22 protein-coding genes are annotated in these 18552 nt (G+C 65.2%); 6 read left to right on the top strand and 16 right to left on the bottom strand.

The window, feature by feature from the left end; all coding sequences use genetic code 11:
- Nucleotide 1: 1 nt before the first annotated feature.
- On the bottom strand, nt 2-271 hold the full coding sequence (locus RBB42_RS09180) for a DksA/TraR family C4-type zinc finger protein (RefSeq protein WP_305971525.1): 270 nt from the start codon (nt 269-271) through the stop codon (nt 2-4).
- Between the two features lie 143 nt (nt 272-414).
- Between RBB42_RS09180 and RBB42_RS09175 the strand changes: the two genes are divergently transcribed.
- Complete coding sequence (locus tag RBB42_RS09175; protein WP_305971526.1) at nt 415-933, top strand: glutathione peroxidase; 519 nt, start codon at nt 415-417, stop codon at nt 931-933.
- 61 nt (nt 934-994) lie between these two features.
- Here the strand turns inward: RBB42_RS09175 and RBB42_RS09170 are convergent, their stop codons facing one another.
- From RBB42_RS09170 to RBB42_RS09135, 8 genes are all read right to left on the bottom strand, one after another.
- Nucleotides 995-1231, bottom strand: a complete 237-nt coding sequence (locus RBB42_RS09170; protein ID WP_305971527.1) for an HP1242/YdcH family protein — start codon at nt 1229-1231, stop codon at nt 995-997.
- A 110-nt stretch (nt 1232-1341) separates the two neighbouring features.
- Nucleotides 1342-2013, bottom strand: a complete 672-nt coding sequence (locus RBB42_RS09165; RefSeq protein WP_305971528.1) for a thermonuclease family protein — start codon at nt 2011-2013, stop codon at nt 1342-1344.
- 84 nt (nt 2014-2097) lie between these two features.
- Nucleotides 2098-3750 (bottom strand): choline dehydrogenase, encoded by a 1653-nt coding sequence (gene betA, locus RBB42_RS09160; RefSeq protein ID WP_305971529.1) that lies wholly within the window; start codon nt 3748-3750, stop codon nt 2098-2100.
- Between the two features lie 38 nt (nt 3751-3788).
- Entirely contained in the window at nt 3789-5297 is a 1509-nt protein-coding gene (betC, locus tag RBB42_RS09155) for a choline-sulfatase (RefSeq protein ID WP_305971530.1), read from the bottom strand.
- The gene (gene betI / locus RBB42_RS09150) at nt 5294-5860 is read right to left on the bottom strand and encodes a choline-binding transcriptional repressor BetI (protein ID WP_305971531.1); all 567 of its coding nucleotides are present in this window, start codon (nt 5858-5860) and stop codon (nt 5294-5296) included. Before betI ends, betC begins: the two co-directional genes overlap by 4 nt.
- A gap of 307 nt (nt 5861-6167) precedes the next feature.
- Nucleotides 6168-6347 (bottom strand): hypothetical protein, encoded by a 180-nt coding sequence (locus RBB42_RS09145; RefSeq protein ID WP_371931786.1) that lies wholly within the window; start codon nt 6345-6347, stop codon nt 6168-6170.
- 131 nt (nt 6348-6478) lie between these two features.
- Nucleotides 6479-7378, bottom strand: coding sequence for a DMT family transporter (locus RBB42_RS09140; protein WP_305971533.1), 900 nt, complete (start codon nt 7376-7378; stop codon nt 6479-6481).
- 39 nt (nt 7379-7417) lie between these two features.
- Complete coding sequence (locus RBB42_RS09135; protein ID WP_305971534.1) at nt 7418-8011, bottom strand: LysE/ArgO family amino acid transporter; 594 nt, start codon at nt 8009-8011, stop codon at nt 7418-7420.
- 124 nt (nt 8012-8135) lie between these two features.
- On the opposite strand from RBB42_RS09135, the gene RBB42_RS09130 reads away from it, so the two are divergent.
- A complete protein-coding gene (locus RBB42_RS09130) occupies nt 8136-8846 on the top strand; it encodes a DUF5765 domain-containing protein (protein ID WP_305971535.1) in 711 nt (236 codons plus the stop codon).
- Nucleotides 8847-8852: 6 nt separating this feature from the next.
- On the opposite strand, the gene RBB42_RS09125 is transcribed toward RBB42_RS09130, so the two are convergent.
- Nucleotides 8853-9608, bottom strand: coding sequence for a hypothetical protein (locus RBB42_RS09125; protein ID WP_305971536.1), 756 nt, complete (start codon nt 9606-9608; stop codon nt 8853-8855).
- 182 nt (nt 9609-9790) lie between these two features.
- Between RBB42_RS09125 and RBB42_RS09120 the strand changes: the two genes are divergently transcribed.
- The gene (locus RBB42_RS09120) at nt 9791-10888 is read left to right on the top strand and encodes a hypothetical protein (protein WP_305971537.1); all 1098 of its coding nucleotides are present in this window, start codon (nt 9791-9793) and stop codon (nt 10886-10888) included.
- A gap of 102 nt (nt 10889-10990) precedes the next feature.
- Here RBB42_RS09120 and RBB42_RS09115 read toward each other — a convergent pair whose 3' ends face one another.
- Nucleotides 10991-11740 (bottom strand): YebC/PmpR family DNA-binding transcriptional regulator, encoded by a 750-nt coding sequence (locus RBB42_RS09115; protein WP_305971538.1) that lies wholly within the window; start codon nt 11738-11740, stop codon nt 10991-10993.
- A gap of 135 nt (nt 11741-11875) precedes the next feature.
- Between RBB42_RS09115 and RBB42_RS09110 the strand changes: the two genes are divergently transcribed.
- The gene (locus tag RBB42_RS09110) at nt 11876-12610 is read left to right on the top strand and encodes a glutamine amidotransferase (RefSeq protein ID WP_305971539.1); all 735 of its coding nucleotides are present in this window, start codon (nt 11876-11878) and stop codon (nt 12608-12610) included.
- 10 nt (nt 12611-12620) lie between these two features.
- Here the strand turns inward: RBB42_RS09110 and RBB42_RS09105 are convergent, their stop codons facing one another.
- From RBB42_RS09105 to RBB42_RS09085, 5 genes are all read right to left on the bottom strand, one after another.
- Nucleotides 12621-14399: an SLC13 family permease gene (locus tag RBB42_RS09105; protein ID WP_305971540.1), complete on the bottom strand. Its 1779-nt coding sequence runs from the start codon at nt 14397-14399 to the stop codon at nt 12621-12623.
- Nucleotides 14400-14424: 25 nt separating this feature from the next.
- Nucleotides 14425-15345 (bottom strand): DMT family transporter, encoded by a 921-nt coding sequence (locus RBB42_RS09100; RefSeq protein WP_305971541.1) that lies wholly within the window; start codon nt 15343-15345, stop codon nt 14425-14427.
- Entirely contained in the window at nt 15342-16157 is an 816-nt protein-coding gene (locus RBB42_RS09095; protein ID WP_305971542.1) for a TIGR00282 family metallophosphoesterase, read from the bottom strand. The genes RBB42_RS09100 and RBB42_RS09095 overlap by 4 nt, the downstream gene beginning before the upstream one ends.
- 154 nt (nt 16158-16311) lie before the next feature.
- Nucleotides 16312-17007, bottom strand: a complete 696-nt coding sequence (locus RBB42_RS09090; protein WP_305971543.1) for an FG-GAP repeat domain-containing protein — start codon at nt 17005-17007, stop codon at nt 16312-16314.
- A 62-nt stretch (nt 17008-17069) separates the two neighbouring features.
- The gene (locus RBB42_RS09085) at nt 17070-17393 is read right to left on the bottom strand and encodes a 2Fe-2S iron-sulfur cluster-binding protein (protein ID WP_043137834.1); all 324 of its coding nucleotides are present in this window, start codon (nt 17391-17393) and stop codon (nt 17070-17072) included.
- A 183-nt stretch (nt 17394-17576) separates the two neighbouring features.
- On the opposite strand from RBB42_RS09085, the gene RBB42_RS09080 reads away from it, so the two are divergent.
- Together RBB42_RS09080 and RBB42_RS09075 are read left to right on the top strand one after the other, a co-directional pair.
- A complete protein-coding gene (locus RBB42_RS09080; protein ID WP_305971544.1) occupies nt 17577-17909 on the top strand; it encodes an OB-fold nucleic acid binding domain-containing protein in 333 nt (110 codons plus the stop codon).
- A 98-nt stretch (nt 17910-18007) separates the two neighbouring features.
- Nucleotides 18008-18538, top strand: a complete 531-nt coding sequence (locus tag RBB42_RS09075) for a peptidoglycan-binding domain-containing protein (protein WP_305971545.1) — start codon at nt 18008-18010, stop codon at nt 18536-18538.
- Nucleotides 18539-18552: the final 14 nt, after the last annotated feature.

Raw genomic sequence — 18552 nt, 5'->3', positions numbered from 1 at the left:
CCTACTTCAACTGGCTGTCCTTGGACCCGCGCCGATTGATGCCCCCGCGCTGAGCCGATCGGCCGTCACGTTCGCTGGCACAGTCGATGCACAGCTTGACCCCAGGGATCGCAAGCCGGCGCTCTTCCGGGATCTCCTCGCCGCAGTCGGCGCATTCCTTCAGGCTTTCGCCCCGGGGTCCGCGGCGGAGCTTCATCCGTTCCAGTTCCTCGGCAATGCTGGCCTCGATCTGTTCGCTGACCGCGCCGTCCCGGCTCCATCCGCCTGCCATGTCACACCTCTTTGCCACCAGCGCCAGTTCACGCCAGTCCAGCACAAAAGCCCCGACCGGCGCAAGACGGGGCGGCGGGGGCGATCACGGCCTTGACCGCCCTGACCCTGCGCTATCTCCAGTGCAAAAGGAGTGCCCCCTGAATGATCCGACCCGCCGCCCTATTCCTGTCCGCCATCCTCGCCCTGCCCGCCTGGGCCGCGCAGGGCTTCACCTTTGCCAGTATCGACGGCGGCACCCTGTCGATGGACGATTGGCAGAACCGCCCCGTGCTGGTGGTCAACACCGCCTCGCGCTGCGGATTCACATCGCAATACGACGGTTTGCAGGCGCTTTATGACCGTTATCGCGACCAGGGCCTGATCGTCCTCGCCGTGCCTTCGGACGACTTCCGGCAGGAACTGTCCTCGGAGGAGAAGGTCAAGGAATTCTGCGAGGTGAACTTCGGCCTCGACATGCCGATGACCGACATCACCAATGTACGCGGCGCGGAGGCCCATCCCTTTTACCGCTGGGTCGCGGACCAGACCGGGTTCAGCCCGGCCTGGAATTTCAACAAGATCCTGATCGGTCCCGACGGGACGGTGCGCTCGACCTTCGGCTCAACCACTCGCCCGCTGTCGGACAAGCTGACGCGCGCGATCGAAGAGGCGCTGAACTGAAAGCGCCCCGGACGTCGGACCGGGGCGCATCCTGTCTGACTGACCGGGCCAAGGCCGGGGGTCAGGCGCTCAGCAGCGCGTAGATCTCGTCCTTGAGGGCGGCACGCTGCTTGCGCAGCTGCTCTTCCGCCAGTTGCTCCATCGGCTCGATATTGGTTTCGGCACGGTGCACCTGGCGGTTGACCTCGTGGTACTCGTCCGCAAGCTTGGCAAAATGCGCGTTCGACTGTTTCAGGGTGTGCATCTTGTCGGTGAATTCCGGAAATTCTTCCGACAGTTCATGCGGCGTGTGGGACATTGGCGTCTCCTTCGTTTGTGTCCGCCCTCCAATTTGCACAGCAGGCGGGCACAGACTTTGACGCGGATCAAACCTGATCGCCGTATGTGCTTTTTGGCGAGAATACCCTGTCAGCGCTGTGCTCGGCGCCAGCCTGCCGCCCGCGCCTCCTGTTCGGAGCAGAACCAGCGTTCGCCCTTGTCGAGGCTGATCCGGGTGGCGTCGTACCAGGCCTGTCCCGGAACATGATAGATCCGTGCGCCTGAGTTGGTCGAGATGTTGCCCTTGATCCGGCAACCTGCCGGAGCAGAGGCCAGGTGCTGCGCAGCGTGGCCCCGGCGGCTGTCGGAACGGAAGGCAGAGGGCGATTTCACGCCGGTTGCATGCAGCCCCGCATTGCGCCGCGCTGCGATGCGTTCATGCGGGACATAGGCCTCGGAGTAGCGTTCGTAGGCAAAGGCTAGGCCGCTTTCGACCAGGGTTTCGCCAAGGTCCTTGCCATCGACGCGGCAGCGCGCCACGACGCGGTCATATCGGTCGCGATCCAGTTCTACGCAGGAGGCGGTGCGCCCCTCGTAGCGGGCACGGACCTCGCCGCTGACCCAAGCGCCACAGCCCCACATCGGGGCCCCGCCCCCGCCGCAACGCTGACCGTTCTCGGGCGCGTCGATACCATGCAGGCGGATGTTGGTCTGGCCGATGGCGACCGTGTCGCCGTCGATTACCCGCAACGGACCGCTGAGATCGGAAGAGGCAGCGGTTGCGGAGGCAGCAAGAACAAGAGCGAAACAAAATCTTAACATGCCGTTAAGATCGGCGCGCTCCTGTCCCGTTTCAAGCCAAAAGTTAACGAAAGGTTAACCGCCGATGCCGGCGGTTAACATATCTTAACGCTGCACGTTCTCCCAATCCGGGTGAACCCAGGGCTGCGCATTGTCCGGCGGCAGGCGGCGGCCCAGCACATGATCGGCGATCTTTTCGCCCACCATGATCGAAGGCGCATTGAGATTGCCGTTGGTGATGCGCGGAAAGATCGAACTGTCCGCCACCCGCAACCCGTCCACGCCGATCACCCGCCCCTCGGGATCGACCACCGAGCGCGGATCGTCGGCCCGGCCCATCCGGCAGGTGCCACAAGGATGATAGGCGCTTTCGACGTGTTCGCGGATCACGGCGTCAAGGTCTTCATCCGTCTCTGCCTCGGCGCCCGGCTGCAACTCCTTGCCGCGATAGGGGGCAAAGGCCTCTTGCCCGAAGATCTCGCGCGTCAGGCGGATGCAACGCCGGAAATCCTGCCAGTCCTCTTCGGTGCTCATGTAGTTGAAGAAGATGCGCGGCGCCTCCTCGGGATCGTCCGACCGCAGCGTGACCTCACCCCGAGAGGGCGAGCGCATTGGCCCCACATGCGCCTGGAACCCGTGCCCCTCGGGCGCCACTTGGCCGTCGTAGCGCACCGCGATGGGCAGGAAATGGTACTGGATGTCCGGATATTGAACTCCGGCCTGCGACCGGATGAAGCCACAGCTTTCGAACTGGTTCGAGGCCCCGGGCCCGCTGCGCGCGAACAGCCACTGCGCGCCAACCCAGGCCTTGCCCGCGAGGTTCCAGTATTTCGCAAGGCTGACCGGCTGCGTCGCCGACATCTGGACATACAGTTCCAGGTGATCCTGCAGGTTCTGCCCCACGCCGGGGCGATCCGCCCGCACCCCGATGCCCTGCTCGGCCAGTTGCGCCGCCGGTCCGATCCCCGACAGCATCAGCAGCTTGGGCGAGTTGATGGCGCTGGCCGCAAGGATCACCTCGGCCCGCGCCCGGATCACCTCGACCTTGCCACCGCGCGAGATCTCGACCCCCGTGGCGCGCCCCTCTTCAAAGATGACGCGCCGGGCCAGGGCCCGCACCAGTTCCGCCCCCTGTTTCAGGGCCGGCCGCAGGTAGGCCTTGGCCGCCGACCAGCGTTCGCCCTGCCAGACCGTCATGTCAAAGGCGCCAAAGCCCTCTTGCTGCTCACCATTGTAATCGCCGGTGACCGGATAGCCCGCCTGCCGCCCGGCCTCGACAAAGGCCTGCACCAGCGGATTGTCGCGGCGCCCACGGGTGACATGCAACGGCCCGCCCTGCCCACGCCAGGCCGGATCGCCGCCGTGGCCGCCATCGTGCCAGTCCTCCATCCGCTTGAAATAGGGCAGCACATCCGCGTAGCCCCAGCCGTCACAACCCTCGTCGCGCCAGTGGTCATAGTCCAGCGCGTGCCCGCGCACATAGATCATGCCGTTGATCGAGGACGACCCCCCGATCACCTTGCCACGCGGACAGACCAGCCGCCGCCCGCCCAGGTGCGGCTCGGGCTCTGTCTGGTAGCCCCAGTCGTAGCGCGCCATGTTCATCGGGTAGCTGAGCGCCCCCGGCATGTTGATGAAAGGCCCCCAGTCGCTGCCGCCATGCTCGATGACGATCACCGATTTGCCCGCCTCTGTCAGGCGCCCCGCCACGGCACATCCGCCCGACCCGGCGCCGACGATCACGTAATCCGCTTGCATCGCTTACCCTTGATGAAATTGCCGGCGCGTACGGCGCCTCACTCGCCCCGTGGACAACGCTTGTTTTCCTCCAGCACGTTCAGGTCCATGTGGTTGCGCATGTACCGCTCGCTGGCCTTTTGCAGCGGCTGGAAATCCCAAGGGTAGTAGCCGCCCTGTCGCAGCGCCTCGTAGACCACCCAGCGCCGCGCCTGGCTTTGCCGGACCTCGGCGTCGAACTGCCCCATGTCCCAGCGACGGGCCGCAGCGACACGGAATTCCTCCAAGACCTCGGCCTGTTCCGGATCTTCGGCGAGGTTCACCAGTTCATGCGGATCTGCCTCGAGATCGAAAAGCTGCTCCGGGTCCAGCGTGCAATCGGTGTATTTCCATTTGCCATGCCTCAGGCAGATCAGAGGCGCGTAGGACGCCTCTGCCGCGTATTCCATCGCCACCGGAGAGACCCGGTCGCCGCCCTGCATCACCGGCACCAGGCTTTCGCCCTCGGTCCAGGGCATGACCTCGGACATGTCGACGCCCGCCAGGTCACAAAGCGTCGGGCAGATGTCGATGTTCGACACCGGGGCCGCGACCCGTGCGCCGGCCTGCCCCGGGACAGAGATCATCATCGGCACCCGGGCCGAACCTTCGTAGAAGGACATCTTGAACCACAGGCCCCGCTCTCCCAGCATGTCGCCGTGGTCGCTGACGAAGACGACGATGGCCTCCTGCCGCGTGTCCTCCAGCACCTGCAGCAGCTGCCCGATCTTCTCATCCAGGTACGAGATATTGGCGAAATAGGCCTGACGCGACCGGCGGATGTTCTCCTCGGTGATGTCGTAGCTGCGCCAGTCGTTGGCGTCGAAGATGCGTTTGGAATGCGGATCGTGATCGGCGTAGTCCATCGCCGGGACCTGCGGCAACAGGTGCTCGCAATCCTCGTAGAGATCCCAGAACCGCTTGCGCGCCACATAGGGATCATGCGGATGGGTAAAACTGACGGTCAGACACCAGGGCCTTTCGTCCTGACCACGCGCCAGGTCGTAGAGCTTGGCCGAGGCGTTGTAGGCAACCTCGTCGTCGTATTCCATCTGGTTAGAGGTCTCTGCCACGCCAGCGCCCGTGACCGATCCCATGTTGTGGTACCACCAGTCGATGCGCTCGCCCGGTTTGCGATAGTCCGGCGTCCATCCGAAATCCGCCGGGTAGATATCCGTGGTCAGCCGTTCCTCGAACCCGTGCAACTGGTCCGGCCCGACGAAATGCATCTTGCCGCTAAGACAGGTCTGATACCCGGCGCGGCGCAGATGGTGGGCATAGGTGGGGATGTCGCTCGAGAATTCTGCCGCGTTGTCATAGACGCGCGTCATGCTGGGCAACTGCCCCGACATGAAACTGGCTCGCCCGGGTGCGCAAAGCGGGCTGGCGGTATAGGCATTGGAAAACCGCACCGAGCTCTTGGCCAGCGCCCGAAGGTTGGGCACATGCAGCCAGTCCGCCGGCCCGTCCGGAAACAGCGTGCCGTTCAGCTGGTCGACCATCAGGATCAGGATATTCGGCTTGGTCATTGGGTCCTCAACAGGGCATGGGCGGATTCGGTCACGTTCTGCGCGGCCCCCGAGACGCCCTGCCCGGACAGGGCAGCCCGCAGGTAGACCCCGTCGATGAGCGCCGCGATACGTTCGGCCACCAGCTCGGGGGCGTCGGTGCGCCCGCGCAGCGCATGCACCAGGTTCGCGTGAAGCCGCCGCTGATAAACCCGCAACAGGCGCGCCGCCTCCGGTTCGCGCAGGGCCAGGACGTAGAAATTCAGCCAGGCGGACACGGTTTCGGGGCGGAAAAAGCTCTCGTCGAAATTCGCCGCGATCAGCGCCTCAAGGCGGCGATCCCTTGGGGCCTGCGCCAATGCCGCGCGCACCTCGGCCCCGTATTCCGTCAGGATGTGGCGCATGGCGGCCAGGAAGATCTGCACCTTGCCGCCGAAATAATGATGCGCCAGCGCGCTGGACATGCCCGCACGGCGCGCGATGCGCGACACGGTCACGTCGAGGCTGCCGGCCTCGCCGACCTCGGCCACCGTCGCCGCCAGAAGCGCGGCGCGCCGTATGGGTTCCTGTCCGATCTTGGGCATGGCGACAGGATGGTTTTTATTGACTGGCGAGTCAATCAAGAATGCCGGCCACTCTTCTCCGCCGCTCGACAAGGAAAACCAGCCGTGGTCTCCACCGTGGTACCGCCTGAGACTTCGTCCGCATTCGGCATCGGCCAGTGTTGCAGGTCATTTCGCAGGGCATCCGCCGGGCCCGCGCCGCAATTGGCAGCGCCAGAACTCCGGCCCAGTGGCGCCCGAAACCCGACCTTTCATGCCTGCCCTCCCGTTTTCACGGGACACATCAGGCACGAGCACCCGACAAACTGTCGAGCGCCTTGCAGCAGGATCAGAGTTTCAGCGTGCCCAGCAGCCGGTTCTGCGGCAAGCGTGCCACTTCGACCCCGCCGTCGGTGCGCCGCAGGTTGTAGCCGTATCCGCGCATCCGGAACCGCCATTCCGCCTCTGACAGGACCTTTTCCCGCTCGCTCAGCAGGAAATCCTGAATGTCTTCCATGTTGTCGGTCATCTTTCCCTCTGCAAACATTCCTTTCACTCCACAAATGCTGCCTCTGATTGCTTGAAGCATCGTGAAGGAATGCGGCGCTATTGCGCCCGGAAGGCGGAGATTTGACGATCCGTCGACAATCGGACGGGAAATCAGTTCTTTGTTTCCGAAACCAGCGGTGTGATCCGGCGCTTCAGAACCGCCTCGCGCCAGGTGATAAAGACCACGGCGGCCAGGATCAAAGATCCGCCCGCGATCACCCAGGGGTCAACGGGCTCGGCAAACAGGACCGCGCCCAACACGACCGCCCAGACCAGTTGCAGAAAGGTAACCGGCTGCGTCACGGTCACCGGCGCGGCGGCAAAGGCCAGCGTCATGGTATAATGCCCGGCGGTGGCAAACAGCGCCACGCCCAGCAGGATCAGCAGTTCCCACCAGGTCGGCCAGACCCAGACAGCAATCGCCAAGGGCGCCAGCCCGATGGTCACGCCCACCGACAACAGCCCCACCACCACTGCCGCGCTGACCTCGCCCGAGAGGATCTTGGCCAGCAGGTACGACCCCGCAAAGAACAGGGCCGTCGCCAGCATGGCAAAATGCCCCGGATCCAGTTCACGGAAACCCGGCCGCAGGATCATCACCGCCCCCAGCAGCGCTGCCACGATCGCCAACACGCGCCGCAGCGCGAGCCGTTCGCCAAGGAAAAACACTGCCAGAACGGTCACGTAGACCGGGTTGAGATAGTTCATCGCGGTCACCTCGGCGATGGGAATGCGCGTCATGGCATAGAACCACAGAACCACCCCGCCGGTGTGAAACAGCGCCCGCAGCGAAAACAGCCGCCACAGGCGCGGCGTCAGGCGCACCTGCATCAATTGCCGGGCCATCGGCAGCAAAAAGACCAACCCCAGCACATAGCGAAGAAAGGCGGATTCCTGCGCCGGAATGCGCTGTCCCAGGGACTTGACCAATGCGGTGACCGCGACAAAACACAGCCCCGTTACCACCATCCAGAAAACACCCCGCGCCGGGGCTTGTACCTTGTCGACCATGCCCTTGGCTTAGACCATTGGGCGGCGGGCACAAGGGGGTCACATCCAAAGCAGCTTGGCCGCGATGGCCCACATTGTCAGGCCTACGACAAGATCCAGCACACGCCAGGCCCGCGGCCGCGCAAAGATCGGCGCCAGTGCCCGCGCCCCGTACCCCAGCGAAAAGAAGAACACGAAAGAGGCCGTCATCGCCCCAAGCGCAAAGGCCAGCCGCGCGTCGTACTGTGCCGAGACCGCCCCAAGCAGCACGACCGTGTCCAGGTAGACATGCGGATTGAGCCAGGTCAGCGCGAGGCAGGTCAGCACCGCCGCCCGCAGGCTTTGAGCCCCCTCGCCCGCGGCCAGCGCCTCGCCCCCTTTCCAGGCCGCGTACAGGGTCTTTGCCCCGTACCACCCCAGGAAGGCGGCGCCAAAGATCCGCATCCCCCATTCCAGGCCGGGCACCGCCTCGGCCAGCGCGCCGAACCCGGCAACCCCGGCGGCGATCAGCGCCGCGTCCGAAATGGCGCAAACAAGAACCACTGGCAGCACATGCATCCGCCGCAAACCCTGCCGCAGGACAAAGGCATTCTGCGCCCCGATTGCCAGGATCAGGCTGAACCCCAGTGCAAACCCCGCAATCGCCGCTTCCATACCCGTTCTCCTCGTGACCCGATCCGCCTGATGGCGCGATTTGCCGCCCGGATCAATCCCGCACGACGGCAGCATTGACCACCCCAGAGAAATCCCGAAACTCTCTGTCCAAGGGAGAACGCGCATGTGCTGGAGCGAAACCGCAACCTACTCGATGGCCGCCCTGGGCGCGGCGGCCACCTTCGTCACCTGGCGCAAGGGCGAACCCGCCGGGATCTGGGGCACCCTGGGGTTCTTCACCGCCATGGAGGGGTTGCAGGCCTGGGGATACGGCGTGATCGACCAGTGCGGCACGCCGGGCAACACGACTGTCACGGTGCTGGCCTACCTGCACATCGTTCTGCAACCGATTGTCGTCAATCTCTTCTGCATGGCGCTGGTCGTCCCCGCGATAGAGCCGCGAACAAGACGCTGGGTGCTGGGGCTGGCTTCGCTGGCGTCCCTGACCTTGCTGGCCCGCCTGATCCCGGCCCCCTGGCTGGGCGTCTGTCCGCCCGGGGTGCCGCTCTGCGGGCCAGAGTTCTGCACCATATCCGGCGACTGGCACCTGGGGTGGAGCATGCAACTCAACAATTTCCTCAGCCTCTCGCACTGGCTGGGCGGCATCGGGCATTTCCCGGACTACCTGCTGGCCTGCCTGCTGCTGCCCTGCCTCTACGGCGCCTGGCGGTTCGCCCTGCTCAACGGGCTGGTGGGGCCGCTGATCGCCTCCGGCCTGACCAGCACCCCCAACGAGATGCCGGCGATCTGGTGCCTCTTCTCGGTCATGCTGGTGCTGATCGGGATCAGCCCACTGGTCCGCCGACAGGTCTTTCCCCCCGCGACACCGGCCTGACCGCGCTCAGCGCGGGCGCCGCCCCGGCGGATGAAAGAGGTATTCCGCCAGGAGGCCCAGCTTGAATGGCAAACGCCCCTTGCGCTCGACCAGCTGCTTCAGCGTCATGCGCCGCCGCCGCACGATGGCCCGGGCGATGCGGAATTCCATCCTTCGTTTGCGTTCCAGCACCGAGGCGGGCAAGAGCCGCTTGATCCCCTTCCACAGCCAGCCCAGTTGCAGGAAGGCCAGCGCCTTGAACAGGCCCTTTTGCAGGCTGGTCCAGGTCATGCGCACCGTCGCGCCAAAGGCCGCCACCAGCCACAGCGGCAGTTGCACCGAAAAGAGGATCAACCACAGCCCCATCGACGTGACCGACAACGCTAGAGTGGCAAAGAGGATCACCAGCCAGGCCACCCCTCTCTCGACACGGCTCAGACCGTTGAACCACTCCATCAGCCGCGCGTATCGTTGCTGCACGATCTGCAGATAGCCCTTCACCAGCAACTGGATGCGCCGCAGGATCGCCTTGCCCAGCATCAGCGGCACGACAGAGGTGGTGATCCATTTCTTGATCAGCTCGACGCGAAAGAACATCGCGCCCTGGGTCTTGAGCCAGCTCAGGACCGCCGGCAGGTCGAGCGCCGCCAGTTTCTTCAGCAGAACCTTGGCCTGGGTCAGGATCAGCCCCAGCGCGATCAGCACCTCGTGCCCGAAATACCAGGTGGCCGCGCCGGACAGCGCGACGACAAGCCCCAGAAGAATGAGTGCCCGGAGAAGCATACCAAGGCTTAGGCGGTTTCGAGGCAGCCCCGCAAGGCGGGATAACCGGAACGGCGAGACGGCCGGTGGCGAGCCAACTCCCTAAATCTGATGCCTTCTTGACCGGCCACAGGCATGAAGCTTGCGAAAATAATCAAATTGTCGCAAACTTACCGAAGGAAGCGCGCACTCAGGAGGCTAAGATGGCCAAGAGTGCATATAGAAATCCGAATTCCCGAATTTCCACCTTCTACAGATCGGACCTAGCCGCGAAGGTGCGCCTCCGGCGTCGTTTGCGATGTTGCAGAACGCCGCGAAAACCGGTCCGCCCTGTGCTCGTGGCGGCACTTGTCCTCTTGGGGGCGGTCAACGCATTCCCCGATCCTGGCAGCGCTCAGGACATTGGACGCAAGACCTTTGGTCTATCCCATGGCTACGTCGCCAAGAACTGCACCTGGAACGAGGCCATGGTGCTCAAGCAGTCCCACGACATCCTGTTCACCGCGATCACCACTGGCTACGGAAACCTCGTGAATTGCATGACCTCGGCCGCTCTGGTCGAGTTCAGCTGCCACAGTGCCCAAAGCGCAATGGATGCGGCTTCTCAGCTTAGGAACTACCAAGCCTACACCACGATAGAATGCGCGAACCTGGGACCGAATATTCTCGGTCAAGCGCCAGTCAGCATCGAGGGCGAACGTCTCAAGATGAGCCGCGCCTTCCTCGCCACGGGCACCCCGCGGGCCATCGCCGCAACGATCGCGCACGAGATCATGCACAACCGGGGATGGCGCCACAAACAAAACGATTTCGGATCGCTCTATTATGCCAACACGATCCCCGAACAGATGGAGGCCTGCATTCAATTCAACACGCCGAACGCCGCCATGGGGCCGGCGGCGACGACCTGGATCACCGAATCCTGCGACGGGCCGATCGGCGTCAGCGGATATACCCAGCGGCAAGGCATGCACGCCTGCCCCGTGGGCAGGTATCTTTCTGGCGTCCGGCTCGACCACAACATGTTTCTATGTCGCCAGCAGCCGGGTTTCACCTACACCACGGGCGCGGAGTTCATCCGCCGATCAGGCGGTTACTCCGAGGCCAACATGGCGGCTTGCCCGCCCGGACATGCAGTCACCGGACTGCACGAAAGCAAGAACCTCTTGCTATGCGCGCCCTATGCGACGGCGAACCGGATGGTCGATCCATCGACACAACGGGCTGGAATGCACAGCTGCCCCCAGGGGCGGGTGATGACGGGGCTGCACGCGGGCAACAACCAGTTGTTGTGCCAGTGATATCCAGCCCAAGGCGCGCAGTTTCATCCCTGATACGGTGTCTTCGACGCAAACAAAAAGCCCCCGCCAAAGCGGGGGCCATCTTGACTGACAGGACGGGCGTCAGGCGCCTTCCAGCTGCGCCATGACCTCGTCGGACGCTTCGAAATTGGTGGTCACTCGCTGGACGTCGTCGTCATCTTCCAGCGCCTCGACCAACCGCATCAGCGACTGCATGCCTTCAAGATCCAGTTCGGTCGTCGTCGTGGGCTTCCACACCAGCTTGGTCGACTCGGACTCGCCCAGGTCGGCCTCCAGCGCGGTCGAAACCTCGTTCAGGTCGGTGTCCGCGCAATAGATCACATGCCCGTCCTCGGAGGATTCGACATCCTCGGCACCGGCCTCGATCGCCGCCATCATGACGTCGTCCGCGTCGCCCGCATCCGCCGGGTAGACGATCTCGCCCTTGCGCTCGAACATGAAGCCGACAGAGCCGGTCTCGCCAAGGTTGCCGCCGTTCTTGGTAAAGGTCGACCGCACGGTCGAGGCGGTGCGGTTGCGGTTGTCGGTCATCGCCTCGACGATCACCGCCACGCCATTGGGGCCGTAGCCCTCATAGCGGATTTCCTCGTAATCCTCGGCATCGCCGCCCACCGCCTTCTTGATGGCGCGTTCGATGTTGTCCTTGGGCATCGACTGGCCCTTGGCCTCTTTCACGGCCAGGCGCAGGCGCGGGTTCTTGTCCGGGTCGGGATCGCCCATCTTGGCGGCGATGGTGATCTCTTTCGACAGTTTCGAGAAGATCTTGGCCCGGATCTTGTCCTGACGGCCCTTGCGGTGCTGGATGTTTGCCCATTTGGAATGGCCGGCCATGTCGCGTTGCCTCTTTTCGGGTGCTTTGTGTATTCGCGCCTCTATAAGTCACGCCCGCCCCCCTTGCCAAGTCCACGCGCCACGTCCGGGCCATGTGGCGTTGCGCGCCGCCCCTCCGTGGGGTAGCGCAAGAACATGAGCCGATTCCTCCTCCTCCAGTTGCGCCCCGAACCCGAGGCCAGCGACTCCGAGTACCGCGCCGTCCTGGACAAGTCCGGCCTGAGCGACGACCGCGTCCACCGGATGCGCCTTGAACAGGAAGACCCGCCGCGCAATCTGGACCCGGGCAATTATGCCGGTGTGATCGTCGGCGGCGGCCCCGGCTGCGTCAGCGACAAGCCCGGCGACAAGGACCCTGTGGAACGCCGCATCGAAGAGGCGATCCTGCGCCTGATGCCCCGCATCACGGCACAGGACATCCCCTTCATGGGCTGCTGTTACGGCATCGGCATCCTGGCGCACCACCTCGGCGCCGAGGTGGCCAAGGACCGGTTCAACGAACCGGTTGGCGCGGTGACCTGCTACACCACGCCCGAGGGCGCAAAGGACCCGCTGACCGCCAGCCTGCCCGAGCAGTTCGACGCCTTCGTCGGCCACAAGGAAGCGGTGCAGCACCTGCCCAAGGGCGCCGTGCACCTGGTGTCATCCGGCCCCTGCCCCTACCAGATGATCCGCTACGGTCAGAACGTCTACGCGACGCAATTCCACCCCGAAGCCGATGCCGCCGAGTTCGAGACCCGCATCCGCATCTACCGCCACAAGGGCTATTTCGCGCCCGAGACAGCGGATGAATTGATCGAGATGTGCCGCGCGGCGGACGTCACCGAACCGCCGCGCCTGCTCGAAGGTTTCGTCGAGCGTTACGGGTGACACGACCCGTTCAGAGCGGAAAGAAGTAAGGGATCAGCAGCGCCGAAAGAACGCCGATGCTAAGGTTCAGCGGCAGGCCCACCTTGAAGAAATCCGAGAACTTGTAGCCCCCCGGACCATAGACCAGCGTGTTGGTCTGGTAGCCGATGGGCGTGGCGAAACTGCACGAGGCCGCCACCATGACCGCCACCACCAGCGGACGCGGGTCCACCCCGATGGCGCTGGCCAGTCCGATGGCGATAGGGGTCACCACGACGGCCACGGCGTTATTGGACACGGTTTCCGTAAGGATGCTGGTCAGCAGGTAGACCGCCCAGATCACCAGCGGCGCCGGCAGTTTGGCCATCAGGGGGGCCACCGCGCCCACGATCAGTTCGACCGCGCCGCTTGCCTCCAGCGCCGCGCCGATCGCCAGCATGGCAAAGATCAGCGCCAGGAGTTGCCCCTCGACAAAGGAAAACGCCTCGTCCGCGTCGATGCATCGGGTCAGCAGCACCAGCGCCACCGCAACCACCGCAAGCGCCAGGATCGGCGCCACACCCAGCGCCGACAGCGCGACGATCCCGCCCAATGCCCCCAGCGCCACCGGCGCATGGCCGCGGCGAAAGGCGCGCGCCGACGGATGCGCCACGTCGACCAGGTCCATCTCGTCCGCCAGCCGCTTGATATCCTCTGCGTTGCCTTCCAGCAGCAGCGTGTCGCCCACGCGCACCACCAGGTCGTCCAGTTGGCGCCCGATGTTCTGGTTCCGCCGGTGTACCGCCAGCGGGTAGACCCCGAACCGGCGCCGCAGCCGCAGCGCGCCTAGGGACCGGCCCACCATCTTGCAGCCGGGCGTGATCAGCACCTCGACGGTCGTGGTTTCCTTGGAGGACACCTGGTCGACGCGCTTCAGTTCCTTGTTGCGCTGCAGCGACAGCAGTTCGGTCATCTGTGTGCGCAGCACAACCCGGTCGCCCAGTTGCAGTTCGACCCCCTGCAGGTTGCGGCGCAGCGATTCATCGCCCCGGATCACGTCGACCAGCCGCACGCCGTCGCGCTTGAACAGCTGAACGCCCAGCACCTCGCGCCCGATCAGGTTGGAATCCGGCGGGATCACCGCCTCGGTAAAGAACTTCATCCGCGAGCGATCCGACAGCATCCCCGCCATCGAGGTCCGTTCGGGCAGCAGAAAGCGACCCACGAAATAGAGATAGACCATGCCCCAGGCCACAAGGATGATTGCCAGCGGGGTGACCTCGAAGATGGTGAAGGGCTGCAAGCCCTGGGTCCGCGCCACCCCGTCGACCAGCAGGTTGGTCGAGGTCCCGATCAGCGTCAGCGTACCGCCCAGGATCGCCGCGTAACTCAGCGGGATCAACAGCTTGGACGGTGCAATGCCCATCGTCTTGGCGATCTGCACGAAAATCGGCAGCATCACTACCACAACCGGCGTATTGTTCATGAAGGCCGAGGCGACAATCACCACCAGAAGGATGCCGCCGATGGCCCGCTTGGGTCTGAGCTCGACCTGCTCTTGTGCGTAGCCGGTAAAGGCATCCAGCGCCCCGGTCCGCACCAGGGCCCCCATCACCAGGAACATCGCCGCGATGGTCCAGGGGGCCGGGTTCGACAGGACGTCCAGCGCCGCGTCATAGGGCAGGACGCCGAGAACCAGCAGCACCGCGACGCCGCCAATGGCCGTGACCTCAGTCGGGTAGGTCTCGCGGACGAAAAGCACGAACATCCCGATCACCACGGCAAGCGTCAGCACCGCCTGGCTAGTCTGGCTCAGCTCGATTCCGATCATGTATTGCTCAGCCTATCGCCCGCCCTCAACCGGCCGCATTCTGACCCCTCACAGACACGGGCACAAGCGGTTTACGCTGCGGCTGCACAAGAGCCATGCCCGCCATCATCAGCGTCAGCGCCGCCCAGACCCAGCCCGAGTAGGCCTCGGCCAGGAACAGCATCGCCCAGCAGACGCCGAACAGCGTGACAAGATAGCTCACCTGCGCGGCAAAGACGGCCCCCGCCCGGCCCACCAGCCAGACATAGGCCGAATAGGCAAAGGCATGCAGCGCCGCGCTGGCGATCACCGCCCGGTCCGGCCCAGTCAAAGGCAGGGCTGGCGTGATGAACTGGCCGCTGGCCAGCGCCAGAGGCAGGCTCAGCCCGACACCCAGGATCGAGGCCCCGGCCAGCACCTGCACCGCGTCCAACCCCTGGGTGCCCCATTTCGACACCATGTTGCCTTCCAGGGCGTAGCAAGCCGAGGCAATCAGCGCGACCGCAATCCAGACCGCCTGCGTGCCCTCCGGCAGGCTCGCCTCTGGCAGCACCAGCACCGCCACCCCGCCCAGCCCCAGCAACAGGCCCAGGATGCGCCGCGGCGCGGGCCGGTCGATGCCCAGCGCCAGGGCAATCGGAAGGGCGAACATGGGGACGGAACTCAGCAGGATCGACAACACTCCGGACGGCAGATGTACCGCCGCCTGGTAAGAGGCGATTCCCGGCACCACGGTGCCGACGACGGCGATGAACAGGTACAGCCGCAGCGCCGCAACATGCATCGGCAGGCGCTTGCCCCGCAGCAGTGTCAGCGCGCCCAGCAGCACCCCCACCAGCACCGTCTGCCAGAAGATCAGGCCGAAATGACGATAGCCCTCTGAAACCGCCACTTTCATCAGGGGCTGCGTCGCCCCCCAGGCCGCGCCCGTCACCACCAGCGTCGCAAAGGGCACAAACCGATTCACGCCGGACCGGCAGGCGCCAGCCGCCCGCCCTGGCGGACCATCTGCACGGACACCGCCTTGCCGGTCATGTCATCGGTCTCGACGTAGACACCCGACAGGGTCGCCTCGCCCAGCGCCGGGTTGAACCGGCCCTTGGGCATGCCGTTGACAAAGCGGCGCAGCGGCTCCGCCGGGTCCATCCCGATGACGGAATTGTAGTCGCCGCACATGCCCGCGTCCGACTGGAACGCCGTCCCGCCCGGCAGGATCTGCGTGTCCGAGGTCGGCACATGGGTGTGCGTGCCCACCACGAGGCTGGCCCGCCCGTCGCAGAAATGCCCCATGCCCATCTTCTCGGACGTGGCCTCGCAGTGCATATCGACGACGATGGCCTGTGCCTGTCCACCCAGCGGATGCCGCTTCAGCGTCTCGTCCACCACCGTGAAGGGGCTGTCGTAGTTGCGGCTCATGAAGACCTGCCCCAGGGCCTGCACCACCAGAACCTTGCGCCCGCGGGCGTCCTTGTAGAGCGCCGCCCCCCGGCCCGGCGCCTGACGCGCGATGTTCAGTGGACGGATGAGCCGTGTTTCGCCCTCGATGTGGGTCAGCATCTCCTTCTGGTCGAAGGCATGGTCGCCCAGGGTGATCACATCGGCCCCGGCCTCGAAGATCGCCTTGCCATGCTCCGCGGACAGCCCGTGGCCGTTGGTCGCGTTCTCGCCGTTCACGATGACGAAATCCAGCCGCCAGTCCTTGCGCAGGGAGGGCAGACGCTCCGTGATTGCCTGCCGCCCGGCGCGGCCCATCACGTCACCAAGAAAGAGTATCTTCATGGCCGTTATGGGTAATTCGGGCGTCCGGGAAAGTTAAGCCCGAATCGTTCCTCGGGGTCGGAGAGAAAATGGGGGCGCCGCCCCCGTCTCCCTCTGGTCGCCTCCCCCGGGAGTATTTTTGCAGAGAAGAAGCCAAGGGCGCCGCGCCCCGGTTTCAGCGACAGTCCATCACGGCGGTCAGCATCTCGGGGCTGTAAGGATCGCTGGCGTAACGCTCAAGGCCGCCCGCCGCCAGGCGCACCACCATCACATGCCGCCAATCGCCCGAGGGTAGAACGATTTCCGGCCCGTCGCCGCAATTCCGCAGCCCGCCGACGATGTGGTTCCAGCTGATCCGATGGTTCGAAAACCCCTCTGCCGAGGCCACGGGCCGAAGAGCGCCCTCCTCCAGTCGCCAGAGGCGCAGGGTTTTTGCGAGGTGCGGCCGGTCGACATAGGCGATCTCGATGGCGCCGTCGCCGTCCAGATCCGCCGCACCCACGGGCGCCAGCCAGCGAAAGCGCTGACCGATGAAGGGCGTCGCGGCCAGCGGACGCAAGTCCGCCCCCTCGACCTCCCAGATCGCCAGCCGGGCGCCGCGGTCCGCGTGACTCTCGACCGTCACCACCTCCGGCACCCCGTCGCCGGTCACGTCCCAGAGCCGCGGCGCGATATCCTCGAAAACCAGCGGCACCTGCCAGCGGCGGCGCAGCACGCGCCCGTCCGACAGAGTCACTGCCAGGGTGTCATACTCGATCTCATCCCCCAGCACGCCGTGCGGGTAGCGCGTCACCGCGCCCTCGTAGCGGGCGGCAACCGCCTCCTGCGCCATGGCCGGGGCCATGCCCGCCAGCCACAGGCACAGCGTCATGGCTGCGCCGCGGGCAGACGCGGGCCAGGGGCGCCACGGCAGACGCGGCGCCCGGGCAGGCATCAGATCTGCTTCTCGGGCATCTGCACGACAAGCCCGTCCAGCGCATCGCTGACCCGCAGTTGGCAGGTCAGGCGCGATCGCTTGGCATCCGGCTCATAGGCAAAGTCCAGCATGTCCTCTTCCATGTCCTCGCGCGCGGGCAGCTTCTCGACCCAGTCCTCGGCCACGTAGACATGGCAGGTCGAACAGGCGCAGGCGCCGCCGCAATCCGCCTCGATGCCGGGAATGTTGTTGTCGCGCGCGCCTTCCATCACGGTCAGCCCGGTGGGCACCTCCACGACATGCTCGGTGCCGTTGTGCTCGATATAGGTGATCTTAGCCATTTCACCGCTCCGTCTTGATCCGCCCCCTACCTAGTGGGGACGCCCTTTGCCCGCCAGTCCCATTTGCGTCAACTCAAGGGCAGAATACGATTTTTTGCCGCCGCGTTCCTCTTGCTGCACGTTCCGGTGACGGTGGTGGAGGGCGTCTTGGCCGTTGCGTGCAAATGTTCTATATTTGTTCGAATGACCTGGCCGCAACCGCCTTCCTGCCTGATCGCCAGCCGCCTGGCAGAGCCGCCCAACGGCGCCCGCGTCACCGTGGCCGGGCTGGTGATCCTGCGCCAGCGCCCCGGCACCGCCAAGGGGGTGATCTTCATCACGCTCGAAGACGAGACCGGCGTGGTCAACGTCATCGTCTGGCGCAAGCTTTACGAACGCTTCCGCCGGGCGGTGATCGCGGGCCGCATGCTGCGCGTCACCGGGCGCGTCCAACGCGAGAACGGCGTCACCCACGTCATCTCCGAAGAGATCGAGGATATTTCGCCGCTGCTCGACCGGTTGCTGGACACGCCCTGAGGCAAGGACCCGCGCGCGGGTCCGCCTGCCTCTAGGCAGATCGGGCCAAACCCGCTATCCTGCCGCCAAGAAAAAGGCACACCGAGGCCCGAGCAGTCATGTCCCCTATTCCCCGGCCCCACGCCGCGCCGCTGCTGGCGCTGGTCCTGCTGGCCGCCTGCGCCCCCCCGCAGACCGTCAGCCGCGAGGCACACGGCCCCGAGGCCACTCCCCCGCTTGCCGAACATCTCGACGATGGCACCTGCCAGGCCCGCGACCTGCGTCCGGCCATCTATGAGCACGTGATGGGCGAGGTGCAGGTGGTCCAGGCCGAGATCGCCGAGGACGGCACCGTGATCCGCACACCGATCTACCGCAAGGCCCCGGTGCCCAGGCTGGTCCGCGAACGCGCCGAGATCACCTTCGAGGCCCCCTGCCCCGAAGACATGACGCCCGAGTTCATCTCGTCCGTGCAGCGGGCGCTGGCCGCGCGTGGCTATTTCTCGGGCAATGTCTCGGGTAGGATGGACGCGCCGACCTCGGCAGCGGTGCGCAAGTACCAGTCCGAACGCGGGCTGGAAAGCGCGCAGCTCTCGCTGGAAACCGCCCGCGCGCTGGGGCTGGTGGCAGTCGAACTGCCCGAAAGCTGACCGCGCGGCCCCAC

Source organism: Mameliella sp. MMSF_3455, assembly GCF_030733205.1.
GTDB lineage: Bacteria > Pseudomonadota > Alphaproteobacteria > Rhodobacterales > Rhodobacteraceae > Antarctobacter.
Note: the sequence above shows the minus strand (reverse complement) of the source record. Positions and strands in the feature narration are given on the sequence as shown.

What these genes read in the sequence shown, in the direction of transcription:
- RBB42_RS09080 (WP_305971544.1), top strand. Translation starts at nt 17,577, where the DNA reads ATGACCTGGCCGCAACCGCCTTCCTGCCTGATCGCCAGCCGCCTGGCA.
- RBB42_RS09075 (WP_305971545.1), top strand. Translation starts at nt 18,008, where the DNA reads ATGTCCCCTATTCCCCGGCCCCACGCCGCGCCGCTGCTGGCGCTGGTC.
- RBB42_RS09110 (WP_305971539.1), top strand. Translation starts at nt 11,876, where the DNA reads ATGAGCCGATTCCTCCTCCTCCAGTTGCGCCCCGAACCCGAGGCCAGC.
- RBB42_RS09115 (WP_305971538.1), bottom strand. Translation starts at nt 11,740, where the DNA reads ATGGCCGGCCATTCCAAATGGGCAAACATCCAGCACCGCAAGGGCCGT.
- RBB42_RS09180 (WP_305971525.1), bottom strand. Translation starts at nt 271, where the DNA reads ATGGCAGGCGGATGGAGCCGGGACGGCGCGGTCAGCGAACAGATCGAG.
- RBB42_RS09145 (WP_371931786.1), bottom strand. Translation starts at nt 6,347, where the DNA reads ATGACCGACAACATGGAAGACATTCAGGATTTCCTGCTGAGCGAGCGG.
- RBB42_RS09140 (WP_305971533.1), bottom strand. Translation starts at nt 7,378, where the DNA reads ATGGTCGACAAGGTACAAGCCCCGGCGCGGGGTGTTTTCTGGATGGTG.
- betI (WP_305971531.1), bottom strand. Translation starts at nt 5,860, where the DNA reads ATGCCCAAGATCGGACAGGAACCCATACGGCGCGCCGCGCTTCTGGCG.
- RBB42_RS09135 (WP_305971534.1), bottom strand. Translation starts at nt 8,011, where the DNA reads ATGGAAGCGGCGATTGCGGGGTTTGCACTGGGGTTCAGCCTGATCCTG.
- RBB42_RS09120 (WP_305971537.1), top strand. Translation starts at nt 9,791, where the DNA reads ATGGCCAAGAGTGCATATAGAAATCCGAATTCCCGAATTTCCACCTTC.
- RBB42_RS09105 (WP_305971540.1), bottom strand. Translation starts at nt 14,399, where the DNA reads ATGATCGGAATCGAGCTGAGCCAGACTAGCCAGGCGGTGCTGACGCTT.
- RBB42_RS09090 (WP_305971543.1), bottom strand. Translation starts at nt 17,007, where the DNA reads ATGACGCTGTGCCTGTGGCTGGCGGGCATGGCCCCGGCCATGGCGCAG.
- RBB42_RS09085 (WP_043137834.1), bottom strand. Translation starts at nt 17,393, where the DNA reads ATGGCTAAGATCACCTATATCGAGCACAACGGCACCGAGCATGTCGTG.
- RBB42_RS09165 (WP_305971528.1), bottom strand. Translation starts at nt 2,013, where the DNA reads ATGTTAAGATTTTGTTTCGCTCTTGTTCTTGCTGCCTCCGCAACCGCT.
- RBB42_RS09125 (WP_305971536.1), bottom strand. Translation starts at nt 9,608, where the DNA reads ATGCTTCTCCGGGCACTCATTCTTCTGGGGCTTGTCGTCGCGCTGTCC.
- betC (WP_305971530.1), bottom strand. Translation starts at nt 5,297, where the DNA reads ATGACCAAGCCGAATATCCTGATCCTGATGGTCGACCAGCTGAACGGC.
- RBB42_RS09130 (WP_305971535.1), top strand. Translation starts at nt 8,136, where the DNA reads ATGTGCTGGAGCGAAACCGCAACCTACTCGATGGCCGCCCTGGGCGCG.
- RBB42_RS09170 (WP_305971527.1), bottom strand. Translation starts at nt 1,231, where the DNA reads ATGTCCCACACGCCGCATGAACTGTCGGAAGAATTTCCGGAATTCACC.
- RBB42_RS09175 (WP_305971526.1), top strand. Translation starts at nt 415, where the DNA reads ATGATCCGACCCGCCGCCCTATTCCTGTCCGCCATCCTCGCCCTGCCC.
- betA (WP_305971529.1), bottom strand. Translation starts at nt 3,750, where the DNA reads ATGCAAGCGGATTACGTGATCGTCGGCGCCGGGTCGGGCGGATGTGCC.
- RBB42_RS09095 (WP_305971542.1), bottom strand. Translation starts at nt 16,157, where the DNA reads ATGAAGATACTCTTTCTTGGTGACGTGATGGGCCGCGCCGGGCGGCAG.